Annotated in this window: 16 protein-coding genes; 11 read left to right on the top strand and 5 right to left on the bottom strand. The window is 30.6% G+C overall.

Annotated elements, in window-relative coordinates; genetic code table 11:
• The first annotated feature begins 146 nt into the window (after positions 1 to 146).
• The 3 genes from AC2TEO_RS12925 to AC2TEO_RS12915 are packed head-to-tail and all read left to right on the top strand — an operon-like array spanning position 147 to position 2,915.
• Positions 147 to 1,364, top strand: coding sequence for a type IX secretion system plug protein (locus AC2TEO_RS12925; protein WP_442265231.1), 1,218 nt, complete (start codon positions 147 to 149; stop codon positions 1,362 to 1,364).
• 46 nt (positions 1,365 to 1,410) lie between these two features.
• Positions 1,411 to 1,797: a Co2+/Mg2+ efflux facilitator ApaG/CorD gene (gene apaG / locus AC2TEO_RS12920; protein WP_442265230.1), complete on the top strand. Its 387-nt coding sequence runs from the start codon at positions 1,411 to 1,413 to the stop codon at positions 1,795 to 1,797.
• Complete coding sequence (locus AC2TEO_RS12915; protein WP_442265229.1) at positions 1,797 to 2,915, top strand: DUF3667 domain-containing protein; 1,119 nt, start codon at positions 1,797 to 1,799, stop codon at positions 2,913 to 2,915. Before apaG ends, AC2TEO_RS12915 begins: the two co-directional genes overlap by 1 nt.
• Here the strand turns inward: AC2TEO_RS12915 and AC2TEO_RS12910 are convergent.
• On the bottom strand, positions 2,904 to 3,611 hold the full coding sequence (locus tag AC2TEO_RS12910; protein ID WP_442265228.1) for an NRDE family protein: 708 nt from the start codon (positions 3,609 to 3,611) through the stop codon (positions 2,904 to 2,906). The two genes, AC2TEO_RS12915 and AC2TEO_RS12910, sit on opposite strands and share 12 nt — an antisense overlap.
• Positions 3,612 to 3,744: 133 nt before the next feature.
• Between AC2TEO_RS12910 and pruA the strand changes: the two genes are divergently transcribed.
• Together pruA and AC2TEO_RS12900 are read left to right on the top strand one after the other, a co-directional pair.
• Positions 3,745 to 5,370, top strand: coding sequence for an L-glutamate gamma-semialdehyde dehydrogenase (gene pruA / locus AC2TEO_RS12905; protein ID WP_442265227.1), 1,626 nt, complete (start codon positions 3,745 to 3,747; stop codon positions 5,368 to 5,370).
• 100 nt (positions 5,371 to 5,470) lie between these two features.
• On the top strand, positions 5,471 to 6,565 hold the full coding sequence (locus AC2TEO_RS12900) for an acyltransferase family protein (protein WP_442265226.1): 1,095 nt from the start codon (positions 5,471 to 5,473) through the stop codon (positions 6,563 to 6,565).
• 13 nt (positions 6,566 to 6,578) lie between these two features.
• Here the strand turns inward: AC2TEO_RS12900 and rsmG are convergent, their stop codons facing one another.
• Complete coding sequence (rsmG, locus tag AC2TEO_RS12895) at positions 6,579 to 7,208, bottom strand: 16S rRNA (guanine(527)-N(7))-methyltransferase RsmG (protein ID WP_442265225.1); 630 nt, start codon at positions 7,206 to 7,208, stop codon at positions 6,579 to 6,581.
• Between the two features lie 141 nt (positions 7,209 to 7,349).
• Between rsmG and AC2TEO_RS12890 the strand changes: the two genes are divergently transcribed.
• The 3 genes from AC2TEO_RS12890 to AC2TEO_RS12880 all read left to right on the top strand — a co-directional run bounded on the left by AC2TEO_RS12890 (position 7,350) and on the right by AC2TEO_RS12880 (position 10,371).
• Positions 7,350 to 8,441, top strand: coding sequence for a fatty acid desaturase family protein (locus tag AC2TEO_RS12890; protein WP_442265224.1), 1,092 nt, complete (start codon positions 7,350 to 7,352; stop codon positions 8,439 to 8,441).
• A 12-nt stretch (positions 8,442 to 8,453) separates the two neighbouring features.
• Positions 8,454 to 9,641 (top strand): pyridoxal phosphate-dependent aminotransferase, encoded by a 1,188-nt coding sequence (locus AC2TEO_RS12885; RefSeq protein WP_442265223.1) that lies wholly within the window; start codon positions 8,454 to 8,456, stop codon positions 9,639 to 9,641.
• A gap of 85 nt (positions 9,642 to 9,726) precedes the next feature.
• Complete coding sequence (locus AC2TEO_RS12880) at positions 9,727 to 10,371, top strand: hypothetical protein (protein ID WP_442265222.1); 645 nt, start codon at positions 9,727 to 9,729, stop codon at positions 10,369 to 10,371.
• A 42-nt stretch (positions 10,372 to 10,413) separates the two neighbouring features.
• Here AC2TEO_RS12880 and AC2TEO_RS12875 read toward each other — a convergent pair whose 3' ends face one another.
• Positions 10,414 to 10,893 (bottom strand): retropepsin-like aspartic protease, encoded by a 480-nt coding sequence (locus AC2TEO_RS12875; RefSeq protein ID WP_442265221.1) that lies wholly within the window; start codon positions 10,891 to 10,893, stop codon positions 10,414 to 10,416.
• A 41-nt stretch (positions 10,894 to 10,934) separates the two neighbouring features.
• On the opposite strand from AC2TEO_RS12875, the gene AC2TEO_RS12870 reads away from it, so the two are divergent.
• Genes AC2TEO_RS12870 through AC2TEO_RS12860 form a run of 3 tightly spaced genes read left to right on the top strand, consistent with a single transcriptional unit; the run spans position 10,935 to position 12,590 of the window.
• The gene (locus AC2TEO_RS12870; RefSeq protein WP_442265220.1) at positions 10,935 to 11,699 is read left to right on the top strand and encodes a TatD family hydrolase; all 765 of its coding nucleotides are present in this window, start codon (positions 10,935 to 10,937) and stop codon (positions 11,697 to 11,699) included.
• Position 11,700: 1 nt separating this feature from the next.
• Positions 11,701 to 12,099: an NUDIX hydrolase gene (locus tag AC2TEO_RS12865; RefSeq protein ID WP_442265219.1), complete on the top strand. Its 399-nt coding sequence runs from the start codon at positions 11,701 to 11,703 to the stop codon at positions 12,097 to 12,099.
• A gap of 8 nt (positions 12,100 to 12,107) precedes the next feature.
• The gene (locus AC2TEO_RS12860) at positions 12,108 to 12,590 is read left to right on the top strand and encodes a methylated-DNA--[protein]-cysteine S-methyltransferase (RefSeq protein WP_442265218.1); all 483 of its coding nucleotides are present in this window, start codon (positions 12,108 to 12,110) and stop codon (positions 12,588 to 12,590) included.
• Positions 12,591 to 12,602: 12 nt separating this feature from the next.
• Here AC2TEO_RS12860 and AC2TEO_RS12855 read toward each other — a convergent pair whose 3' ends face one another.
• Positions 12,603 to 13,049 carry a nucleoside deaminase gene (locus tag AC2TEO_RS12855; RefSeq protein ID WP_442265217.1) on the bottom strand — a complete coding sequence of 149 codons (447 nt, stop codon included), beginning with the start codon at positions 13,047 to 13,049 and terminating at the stop codon, positions 12,603 to 12,605.
• On the bottom strand, positions 13,046 to 13,603 hold the full coding sequence (locus tag AC2TEO_RS12850; protein WP_442265216.1) for an MOSC domain-containing protein: 558 nt from the start codon (positions 13,601 to 13,603) through the stop codon (positions 13,046 to 13,048). Before AC2TEO_RS12850 ends, AC2TEO_RS12855 begins: the two co-directional genes overlap by 4 nt.
• Positions 13,604 to 13,636: the final 33 nt, after the last annotated feature.

Raw genomic sequence — 13,636 nt, 5'->3', positions numbered from 1 at the left:
TGATTTTCTTAAAAAACACGCAAATTTAATTATTTTAAAATCGACCAAGTAGTGAATTAGTGGTATATCTTACAATCACACTCTTATTTATACTTGTTCTAAATAAAAGATTGTTCTTTGGCTTACATTTTGATATTTTTGTAAGCATGAAAAAAATCATTGTTTTTTTAAATCTATTTTTATTTTTCTGCTTTAATACAGCAGGTCAAGAAATTAAAACCATACAACTAAAACCTAGAGGAAATAAAAACCCAGTTCCAATTGCAAGATTAGGCTCTGTTTTAGAATTATCTTTTGATGACTTAGAAGCCGATAATAAAGAATATCAGTATAAAATTCAACACATGACTTACGACTGGAAGCCTAGCAACCTTCAGTCTAATCAATATATAAATGGCTTTGATCAAAATTACATAATAGATGTTACAAACTCATTTAACACGCTACAAAATTACACTCATTACAAATTAACTATACCAAATCAAAATACCACAATCACAAAAAGCGGCAATTATCTATTATCTGTTTTAAATGATTATGATGAAGTTGTTTTTACGCGAAGATTTGTTTTATATGAAGATTTAACTACTGTAGGCGTAAATGTTATTAGAAGCAGAAACACAAAAACTGTAGACACCCAACAAACTGTTCAATTTATTGTAAATCACGAAAACTTATTCATTAACAACCCCAATCAAGAGGTAAAAATTCAACTTTTACAAAACAACATATGGGAAACTGCTGTTACTAACTTAACCCCTCTTTTTATCAGAAACAATCAACTAGTTTACAACAACACCATAAAAACTAATTTTTGGGGAGGAAATGAGTATTTCAATTTTGACAATAAATACATAAGAAATACTAATGTAAATATTGTAAAAACAGAAAGAAGAGATCTTTTCCACAACTACTTATACACAAATATCGAGAGAAACGATAGGCCATACACTTATTACCCAGACATTAACGGACAATTTACTATCAGAACTTTAGACGCAGAAGATGAAGCCTCAGAAGCCGATTATGCTATGATGCATTTTTCGTTAGAAGTATACCAACCTTATGATAAAGATGTTTACGTGTACGGAGCTTTTAATGATTTTCAATTAGAAGAGGAAAATAAAATGACCTATAATTTTGATAAAGGAATTTATGAAGCAAAAATCCTTTTAAAACAGGGATTCTATAATTATACTTATGTCACAGTAGATTCTAATGGAAAAGTAGACCCTACAGAAATTAACGGATCTTTTTTTCAAACAGAAAATGTGTACAATGCTATAATTTATTACAGACCTTTTGGTGGTATTTTTGATAGAGTAATTGGGCTTGGACTTGGATACTTTGATCAAAACAGGTAATTTGCACGAAATTGCTATTGTAAATAAAAAGCATTATATTTAATATATGTTTCAACAGGTCACGAAAGGAATTAAAATATCAGTAAAAACCGCTTTTAACGGTACAATTTACAGAGGATACATGCAACATTATGCCTTTAGTTATTTTATTACCATAAAAAATAATTCCAATGAAACTGTTCAACTACTTGAACGTTTTTGGACTATTTTTGATGCTTTAAACAATAAAGAATACATAGAAGGAGAAGGAGTTGTTGGCCAGATGCCCATAATAAAACCTAACGAAGAATACAATTACAGATCTAACTGTTTTTTACTTTCTTCTGTAGGATCTATGACAGGAAAATACAAAATGATAAATACCGAAACTCAAGAAGAGTTTTTAGTAAACATACCAACTTTTCAACTAACTACGACACCGACGCTTAATTAATGGCGAAAAAAAAACAACTAATTAAAAGTAACGAAACTAACTGTTTAAATTGCGGTTATGAATTCGAAGGACATGAACTATTTTGTCCTGTGTGCGGACAAAAAAACAAAGATAAAAGAATAACTTTTGGCAGTTTTGTTAAAGAGGTTTTTGCAGGGTTCTTTTCTTGGGACGCTAAATTTTGGCGAACCTTAAGACCTTTACTATTTAAACCTGGAAGAGTATCGAAAGATTACATAGAAGGAAAGCGAGTGAAATACAGCAATCCTTTTCGTTTTTATCTTACCACTTCTGTTTTATTTTTTCTTCTTGTCGGCTTAAATAATACAATCAAGGAATATAGAGAATTATCTTCTACAGATATAAAAAATGAGAAAAAAATAACCGTAAAACAAGTTTCCGATTCAATAAAAAAAGAAATTGAAACAGGCAAAAAACAATACATAAACACAGATTTTAGAGGATTCAAAAAAGGCCTACAAGCTGGAATGAAGAACGGGATGAAAGATGGAATTAAAAAAGATTCTAGCTCCACTACCGATAGCATTAAAAAAGGCAATAGCTTTGATAACTTCGTAAAATTTAATACTAAAAACCCTAAATTATCTACAGATGAAGCATTAGACAGCTTAAACGTAGAAAAAAACTTTAGTAACCGTCTTAAATATTCTAAAGCAAAAACATTCTCTTCTCTTATTAACAATGAAGATGGTGTTAAATCTTTTATAGACAACTTAGTCTCTAAAACATCAGTAGCTCTTTTTATACTATTACCAATCTTTGCTTTATTTTTTAAGCTAATTTACATCAGAAGAAAATTTACATACGTTGAACATTTAGTATTCATCTTCCACATACAAACTGTGTTTTTTATCATTTTTATTTTGTTTGTACTATTTGATATTGGATTACCTGAACAAATGGAAACAAATGGCTCAACAGTAATTTCTATTCTAGTTTTAATTTTTATGATTTACCTTTTTATTGCAATGAAAAGGTTTTATAAACAAGGTTTTTTTAAAACTTTAATAAAGTACTTTTTTGTAAACTTAACTTTTATGATGCTTGCAAGTTTAGGAATGTCTGTTCTAACCTTAATAACATTTCTACTTAATTAACACATGAGATACCTCCTCAGAAACATAATCAATATATTTCAAAGAAACAGTTTCTTTATTTTTTAATACAGAAGTTGTTGAGACTGTTTCTACATTTTTTCTTTTCATTTTTATTGAAGTTGTCGTATCTCCTAAATGCTCGTTTTGATGAAAATTCAAAATATCAACTTGATTAAAAACCTCCTTATCACTTAACCAATCTTCAAACCATTCTTTCCTTTGTGCTTTCATTTGTGAACTATACAATGTAGAACTAGACCAAACTCGTGGTTTTTGTGGTAATTTTTCAAAAAACTTTTCTTTTCCTGTCCATATTAATTCATACAATTCTAAATTAACACCCCAATCAACCAAAACAATTGTAAAAGGCTCTATTTCTAACAAATCATAATCTTCAACATCTTTAACAACATTATCCGAACTCAACAACCTTTTAACAATAATCCCTCTACTATACCTGTATTTATCTTTTTTTATATGATTTTCCAAACCTCCATTTAACAAACAGATCAATCTTTCTTTCCCACTAACTCCAATCCAAGTACCACCAGCGAACTTATCTTTAGGATAAAACAAATCCACATTATCTTCGGCATATTTTCGAGGCTCTATAGTTTCTCTTTTAGGATCTTCATCTCTATTAGAAGTTAATATAAAATCATCATTCCCTAATGGTAAGTAAGTAACTGTACACATTTATTATTCGTTTTTAAAATCGTATTATTCACTTTTGTAGTAGTATAATAAAAACTATCATTACAAAAAGATCTAAAAATTGTAACTTTGTTACACCAAAATTATCATATATAAATTCAATAAACAAACAACCATGGGAAAAGGATTTTTCAATGTACCTATAGCTGTAAACGAACCTGTAAAAGCTTACATTCCTGGTTCTCCAGAAAGAGAAAGCGTATCTGCACAATATAAAGAGTACTTCAATGGATCTATTGATGTACCAATGTATATTGGGAGTGAAGAAATTAGAACAGGAAACACTAAAAACATGACCCCTCCACATGACCATCAACACGTTGTTGGTCAATACCACATAGGAGACAAAACACATGCGCAAAAAGCTATAGACACTGCTTTAGAAGCTCGTAAAGAATGGGCTCAAATGCCATGGGAACAAAGAGCTGCAATTTTTTTACGTGCTGCTGAGTTAATTGCTGGGCCTTACCGTGCAAAAATTAATGCAGCAACAATGATTGCCCAATCTAAAACCATTCATCAAGCTGAAATTGATGCTGCATGTGAATTAATAGATTTTTTACGTTTTAACGTAGAATACATGTCTGATATTTACAACGAACAACCAAATTCTGACGACGGAATTTGGAACAGAGTAGAATACAGACCATTAGAAGGTTTTGTATACGCAATCACCCCTTTTAACTTCACAGCTATTGCTGCAAATCTACCTGCTTCTGCTGCTATGATGGGTAACACTGTAGTATGGAAACCTTCAGATAGTCAAATATTTTCTGCAAAAGTAATTGTAGATATATTTAAAGAAGCTGGAGTTCCTGACGGAGTTATTAATGTAATTTATGGTGATCCAGTTGAAATTACTGAGGTTGTATTATCTTCTCCAGATTTTGCTGGCTTACACTTTACAGGATCTACTTTTGTTTTCAAAGAATTATGGAAAAAAATTGGAGAAAACATCCACACATACAAAACTTACCCAAGAATTGTAGGTGAAACTGGCGGTAAAGATTTTATTGTAGCTCACCCTTCTGCAAATCCAAAACAAGTTGCAACTGGGATTTCTCGTGGGGCTTTTGAATTCCAAGGACAAAAATGCTCTGCTGCTTCTAGAGTTTATTTACCAAAATCTATTGCTAACGAAGTTTTAGATTACGTTAAAGAAGATATTGCTTCATTTAAAATGGGATCTCCAGAAGACATGAGCAATTTTATCACTGCTGTAATTCATGAAGGATCTTTTGACAAATTAGCTAAATATATTGATCAGGCTAAATCAGATAATGATGCTGAAATTATTGCTGGAGGTAATTACGATAAATCAAAAGGATATTTTATTGAACCTACTGTTATTTTAGCAAAAAACCCTAAATATACTACTATGTGTACTGAATTATTCGGACCTGTAGTTACTATTTATATTTATGAAGATGCCGACTGGGCTAAGACATTAGAATTAGTAGACGGAACTTCTGAATACGCTTTAACTGGAGCTATTTTCTCTACAGATAGATACGCTATTGCCGAAGCTACAAAAGCATTAGAAAACTGCGCTGGTAATTTCTATATTAACGATAAACCAACCGGAGCTGTTGTAGGACAACAACCATTTGGTGGAGCAAGAGCATCTGGAACAAACGACAAAGCTGGTTCTGCACAAAACTTATTACGTTGGGTTTCTCCTAGATTAATCAAAGAAACTTTTGTTTCTCCAACTGATTATAGATATCCTTTTTTAGGATAATTTAAAAATATTTTTTTTTACTAAAGACTGGATTAAAATCCAGTCTTTTCTTTTTCAAAAAAAATTAATACATTTCTCATGATTCTTAAAGCGTAATAAAATGAAACGAGACCGAATAGCTTCTGTAGACTTTTTAAGAGGTATTACTGTTATTCTAATGATTTTAGTTAACACACCAGGTAGTTGGTCTCATGTTTACGCTCCTTTACTACACGCTAAATGGAATGGATTAACTTTCGCTGATCTTGTTTTTCCTTTTTTTTTATTTATAATGGGAATATCCATATCCATAGTATTTAACAACAAAAAAATAAACTCCTCTGTATTAAAAAAGATAACTATTAGGAGTTTTAAACTAATTTTAATTGGATTATTCTTAAATGCATTTATCCCATATTTTCCTTTTTTTACAAATTTAGAATCTATTCGAATTCCTGGTGTTTTACAACGTATAGGAATTGTATTCTTTTTCACTTCATTGTTTTATTTAATTTGCAACAAAAAATCTTTTTACATCTTAACCACAATCAGTCTAATTGGCTATTGGTTTTGGATCGCATACCTTCCTATTCCAAAATTCGGAACTGTTAGCTTAGAACAAGTTCCTAACAATTGGATTATGTACATAGATATGCTTTTTTTAAAAGGACATACCTGGTTACCAGACTATGACCCTGAAGGAATTTTAAGTACAATCCCATCAATTTCCACGGCTTGTATTGGTGTAATTATTGGTGAATTTTTCCACACTACAAAAAACAAACAACGTATTTTTCTACTACTAGGAATAATTTTATTATCTATAGGATATCTTTGGAGTTTTACCTTTCCTATTAATAAAAACCTATGGACAAGTAGCTTCGCTTTAGTAACTAGTGGATATGCGACACTAATTCTTTCCTTTTTCTACTATTTTTTAGACATAAGAAAGATTAATCTTGGCACAGCAATTATTGCTGTTGGAACCAATCCAATAATTATTTATTTTTCATCAATGTTTATTGCTAAATGTTTTTATCTATTAAAAATTAATTCTAAAACAAACATTCATGATTGGCTGTTTAACAATTTCTTTATTAATCAAGAAATTATAAGCCTTAAAACATCCTCTTTACTTTATGCTATAACTGTTATTCTTTTTTACATACTATTTGCTTATATCCTGTATAAAAAGAAAATCTTTATAAAAGTATAATTTTTATTAAAAATTAGCCCTTAAACTTTATTGGTAAGTGGACTACTTTTTTGGTTTTAAAGAAATCTTCATCAAAAAAATCTGGTAAATCATAAATAGTAGCTTTAGGAAACTTTGCTAATTCCTCTGTTAAATCACCACCTTTTAAATATAAAATTCCATTTTTTAATTCATGATTTTGCTTCTTGTGAACTTTATTTTTCACCCATCTATGAAAAGTTTCCATTTGCGCAACAGCTCTACTTACAATAAAATCATAAGTTTCATCCACTTCTTCTACTCTTCCATGCGTAGTTTTTACATTTTCTACCCCTAAACCTTCTACAACTTCATTTACAACTTTAATCTTTTTTCCAATAGAATCTACTAAATGAAAATTAGTTTCAGGAAATAAAATAGCTAAAGGCACACCAGGAAAACCACCACCAGTTCCTACATCCATTACACTAGTTCCAGGTTGAAACTCCATCACTTTTGCTATACCCAAAGAATGTAATACGTGACGTAGATACAGTTCATCAATATCTTTTCTAGAAACAACATTAATTTTTAGGTTCCAATCTTCATATAATTCCTGTAAAAGTGTAAATTGGCGTAACTGATTTTCAGTTAAATCAGGAAAGTATTTTAAAATGATATCCATGCTATTATATTTGCGTGACAAAAGTAATAACATTTGTTTATATAGTTAAGATTTTTACAAATCAATAATTATCGTTAAAAACTTTCGTTATCAGATAAACATGAGCGAAAAACACTTATTTTTACCCCATTAAATTACGACATGAATTCGATTAAATTTTCAAGAATAGATAAAGCCAAGTTCTTTAGAACTTTAAACAAAAGAGTAAACGATTACTTTAAAGAAAATGACATTAAAAGAACAGGAAACTGGAAATTGTATTTAAAAGCAATTATCATGTTTACACTTTTCTTAGCGCCTTTTGCAGTTATATTAACTGTTGACATGCCTAACTGGCTTAGATTTCTATTAACAATTGTTATAGGAATTGGTATGGCTGGTGTTGGTATGAATGTGATGCACGATAGTAACCATGAATCTTTCTCAAGTAAAAAATGGGTCAACAATCTTATGGGAAGCAGCATGTATATTTTAGCAGGAAATGTGTATAATTGGAAAGTACAACATAATGTTTTACATCATACATATACCAATATTCAAGATCATGATGAAGATATGGATGCTGGTAGAATTATTCGTTTTTCTAGACATACAGAATGGAGACCTTTTCATAGATTTCAAAAATATTACTCACCAATTTTATATGGTTTATTAACTATAAACTGGGCAATTACTACAGATTTCAAGCAAATGCATAGTTATTTAAAGAGAAAATTATCTTACGGAAAATTTCCTAATCCAAAAGTGGAATGGACTAAATTAATTGTTACTAAAATTATTTATTATGCAATGTGGTTAGTTCTTCCATTATTAGTTTTAGACATTGCATGGTGGAAAGTTTTAATTGGTTTCTTTGTGATGCATTATACTGCTGGAATTATTTTAAGTTTTGTTTTCCAATTAGCACACATCGTACCATCAACAGAAACTCCTTTGCCAGATGAAAATGGTAATATGAAAAATACTTGGGCAATTCATCAGTTATATACCACAGCAAATTTTGCCCCAAAAAATTGGTTCATTAATTTCTATACAGGTGGTTTAAACCACCAAGTAGAACACCATATTTTCCCTCACATTTCGCACATTCATTACAGTAAAATAGCGAAAATAGTTAAAGAGACTGCTAAGGAATTTAATTTACCTTATCACGAATATAAAACAACACGAAGAGCAATATTAGAACACTTAAGACATATTGCCGAACTAGGAAAAAAACCGCAACTAGCATAATCAACTAAAACAATGTCAGAAGCATTATCGAACAGAATTAATAGTTTACCTGTATCGCAAACATTAGCCATGGCTGCTAAAGCCAGAGAATTAAAAAGTCAAGGAAAAGACATTATCAGTTTAAGTTTAGGAGAACCTGATTTTAACACACCTGATTTTATTAAAGAAGCTGCCATTGAAGCAGTAAATCAAAATTACAATTCATACACTCCAGTAGACGGATATGTAGAATTAAAAGAAGCTATTTGTAAAAAATTCAAACGTGATAATGATTTAAACTATACTCCAAATCAAGTTGTAGTCTCTACAGGAGCCAAGCAATCTATCACAAATGTAATGCAAGTGTTATTAAACCCTGGAGACGAAGTTTTATTACCTTGCCCTTACTGGGTAAGTTACTCTGCAATTGCAACATTATGCGAAGCTGTTTCTGTTGAAATTCCATCAACTATTGAAACAAACTTTAAAATTACTCCAGAGCAATTAGAAGCTGCAATTACACCAAAAACAAAATTAATTTTATTCAACTCACCAAACAATCCGAGTGGTACAATTTACACTAAAGAAGAGTATTTAGCTTTAGCTAAAGTATTAGAAAAGTATCCAGAGATTTTCGTGATGTCTGATGAAATTTATGAGCATATTAATTACGGAACAAAGCCTTTTAGTTTTGCCGCTATAGAAAGCATGTACGATAGAACAATTACCGTAAACGGATTAGCAAAAGCTTTTGCCATGACAGGTTGGAGAATTGGTTATATAGGAGCTCCTGCTTGGATAGCTAAAGCTTGTACTAAAATGCAAGGACAAGTTACTTCTGGAACCAATTGTATTGCACAGAGAGCCGCAATTACAGCTGTATCTGCAAACCCAAGTGCTGTTCAGTACATGGTAGATGAGTTTAAATCGAGAAGAGACATTGTACTTGATTTATTAGGAAAAATCGAAGGTTTTAAATTAAACGTTCCTGAAGGAGCTTTCTATATCTTCCCAGATATTTCTGCTTTCTTCGGAAAAACAATACAAGGTAAAGAAATTAACAATGCTTCTGACTTCTCTATGTTATTATTAGAAGAAGCAAATGTAGCTACAGTAACTGGCGATGCTTTTGGTGCACCAAACTGTATTCGTATGTCTTATGCCGCTTCAGAATTACAATTACGTGAAGCTATAAAGCGTATTAAAGAAGTATTAAGTTAGTTTTCTTAATAAACACTTAAAAACATAAAACAAGAAACCTGATTTATTATTATCAGGTTTTTTGTTTTTAAAAGCTCGAAAAAGAATGAATAAATTGGTTTGTAAATTAAAAAACGTTGAAAATTTAACCATCCAAAGCTTACGACGAAGAATCGATGACGGATATCGATTTATTGTCTATCAATACAGTATCTCTTTAATTGTAGGTAATATTTTTACTGTATCATCTGCATATTTACTAAAAAAAGAAGATCAAAAAACACACACACTCAAATACAACTTATTATCCTTTATTTTTGGTTGGTGGTCTTTAGACGGAGTTACAAATACTTTAAAAAGTTTAAAAACAAATTCCAAAGGTGGTCTTGATGTAACTAAGGACATAATGCTTAATCTAGACCACACCTCTTTAAAAGCTAGAAAAGTAAAAATAGAAGAATTATACACAATATTTAAACACCCGTCGAAAGCTATTTTAAAAGATTTTATCAAATCGATTAATAATGTTATTGGTTTAAACACTTATCAAAATATTTATTTAGGACAATATTTAAATACTGAAGGCTCAAGTTACTTTATTACATTCGAAAATATTTCAGAAACTTCTAAAGAAGATTTAATGAAAGAACTCAGAAAAATATTTTATGATCATGTTCATATTGATATTTCAGAAATTAATAATCAAGATGAAGTAACTAATAGACTTATCGAACAAGGAATAAAGTTGTAAATCTTAATTTAACTACGAGATTTCGAAATAAATTCAATAGTTCTAAAAAGGCAACGATAAATTTCGTTGCTTTTTCTTTTTAATTTTTCTTAAGTACAACACTTTCTTATCATAATCGATAAGAGCTTTTCCTTTTTCTAAAACATCAGCACCAATTATTCCATGTACTTCTTTAGCATTATGCATCGTTAATGCAGCATTTACATGTTTTAAGTCAAAAAGAACTAAATCACAATTTTTCAATTTCCAATCTCCTATTCTTAATCGATTACCAGTAGATTTATAAGTTTCCATATCAGTTGCTCCTGCACCAGCTGCCTTAACTTCGCTAACCTCAGAAACCAACTTAAATTGATCAACTAAATGTAATCCAACACAAGAGTTTGAAGCTCCAGTATCTAAAATAAAAACACCTTTTACACCGTTGATTTCAGCTTTCAACTCAAGGTGATTTGTTTTCATTTTTTTCAACTTTATTCGAACGTATTTCTTTTTTCGTAATACTTTTTTCAAACTTGCCATTTCTTGTACTTTTGTCGCTACAAAGATACAGTTAAAATCACATGATTACAGATACACACACGCACTTATATTCAGAGCAATTTAATGACGATAGAGATGAAATGATTAATAGAGCCAAAGATGTTGGTGTTTCTCGTTTTTTTATTCCAGCAATTGATAGTTCACACACAGAAAGCATGTTCGAATTGGAAAAGAATTATCCCAATGATATTTTCTTAATGATGGGACTTCACCCAACTTCTGTTAAGGAAAATTATAAAGAGGAATTAGCTCACGTAAGAGAATGGATTGACAAACGTGATTTTTATGGAATTGGAGAAATTGGAATTGATTTGTACTGGGACAAAACATTTTTAGCTCAACAACAAGAAGCTTTTAAAACTCAAATACAATGGGCAAAAGAGAAACAACTTCCAATTGTAATTCACTGTAGAGAAGCTTTTGATGAAATTTTCGAAATTTTAGAGGAAGAAAAAGGAGATGATTTGCATGGAATTTTCCATTGTTTTACAGGAACTTTTGAACAGGCTCAACAAGCAATTTCATACAATATGAAGTTAGGAATTGGCGGCGTAGCAACTTTTAAAAACGGAAAAATCGATAAGTTCTTAAATGAAATAGATATCCAACATATAGTTTTAGAAACCGACTCACCTTACTTAGCTCCTACTCCATATAGAGGAAAAAGAAACGAAAGCAGCTATATCACTCAAGTTGTTGGTAAATTAGTTGATATTTACGGTAAATCATTTCAGGAAATTTCCGAAATTACAACAGAAAACTCGAAACAAATTTTCAAAATATAATATGAAAGAAATTGATAAAATTGCGTGGATAGAAACTAAGAATGGCAAAATTCTAAGTACTCGATCTAAAGGAAAAGAAAAATTTTATATTCCTGGAGGAAAAAGAGAACATAACGAATCTGATGAAGAAACACTTATTCGTGAAATAAAAGAAGAGTTAAGTGTTTCTATAATAAAAGACACTATAGAATATCTTGGAACTTTTAAGGCGCAATCGGACGGTGCTAAAGAAGGAATCTTAGTTAAAATGACTTGCTACAAAGCAAAATTTACAGGAACCATACTAACAGATAACGAAATTGAAGAAACACAATGGTTAGATTCTTCTCATATGGACATTATTTCCGAAGTTGATAAGAAAATATTTTCTTTCTTGAAAGAGAAAAAAGAGATTAAATAACTACTAAAGTGAATAGAGAAACAGCATATTATTCATCTCCTATTGGGATTGTAGAAATAACCGGAGATGATAAATCAATTCACTCTATTTATTTCATAGAAGATGAACATTCTGCCTCAGAAAATATTTCATCAAAAGAAATTAGAAAATGTGTTCAACAACTAGACGAATATTTCTCTGGAAACCGTAAAGAATTTGAATTAACTTTAGCTCCTAAAGGAACCATGTTCCAAGAAAAAGTTTGGAATGAATTATTAAGAGTTCCTTTTGGAAAAACTAGGAGTTATTTAGAACAATCAAAAGCATTAGGTGATATTAAGGCCATAAGAGCCGTAGCCTCAGCAAATGGTAAAAATCCGATTTCAGTAATTATTCCGTGCCACAGAATTATAGGTTCTGACGGTTCTTTAACTGGATATGCAGGCGGTGTATGGCGAAAAAAATGGCTTTTAGAACATGAAAACGGAACGAAACAACAAAGCTTGTTTTAATAAAATTACAGTTTAATTCAAATTACGTTTTTGAATAAAAAACTTCTTCATAATTTCAGCACATTCTTTTTCTAAAACACCAGACACAACCTTAGTTTTTGGATGCAATTTTGTTCCTAAAATTGTAAAACCAGATTTAGGCTCATTGGCTCCGTAAACGATTTTTCCTATCTGAGTCCAAAAACTTGCACCAGCACACATTTGACAAGGTTCTAGAGTTACATACAATGTACAATCTCTTAAATATTTGCCACCTAAAAAATCTGCTGCTGAGGTAAAAGCTTGCATTTCTGCATGAGCTGTAACATCGTTCAATCGTTCTGTTAAATTATGAGCTCGCGCAATAATCTGATTTTTAAAAACTATAACTGCACCAACAGGAACTTCACCTTTATCAAAAGCCAATTCAGCTTCCTGTAATGCTTTTCTCATGAAGTAGGCATCATCGAATACATTCATCCTATTTTCTTCTTTCTTTTCATTGAATATACCTCTGCTATAGTTGGATTTTCTGGTTTTGATACTATTTTTTCAAAAACATCTCCTGTTTTTACAAATCCTGTTTTCAGTACCTTGAAGTAAACTCCACTCATTGTTGTATTCCAAAATTCTTTTACTACAGACATGTCATTAAAGCGAACTCCTAATTTCATGCAAGGTTGCCTTGGTTTTGTTACTTCTAAAAGTGTTTCTCCAACTTTATAAGTATCTCCTACATGAATTTCTGATTCTTCTAAATCACTTAACGTAAGATTTTCTCCGAACATTCCTAATTCCCATTCTAAATTTGGATATATTTTTTTAAAGTGAGCATAATGTTTTTCTGAAAAAGCATAAACAGCCTGATCTACACCTCCATGTTTTTCTCGATTACAAATTGTATCTCCTTTAACATCTTCAACATCTAAAAAAATAGGTTCTTCAACCGGATATTTAAAAATTCCAGTAGTAACTTTTTTACCTTTCCAATCTATTTCTTTACGTTCTCCAATATTTGTAGCAAGAATCTTCATATAAGTGCTTTTTTACAAAGTTAGCTAAATAAA

It is taken from the genome of Tenacibaculum aquaeponti (genome assembly GCF_057221555.1).
Note: the sequence above shows the minus strand (reverse complement) of the source record. Positions and strands in the feature narration are given on the sequence as shown.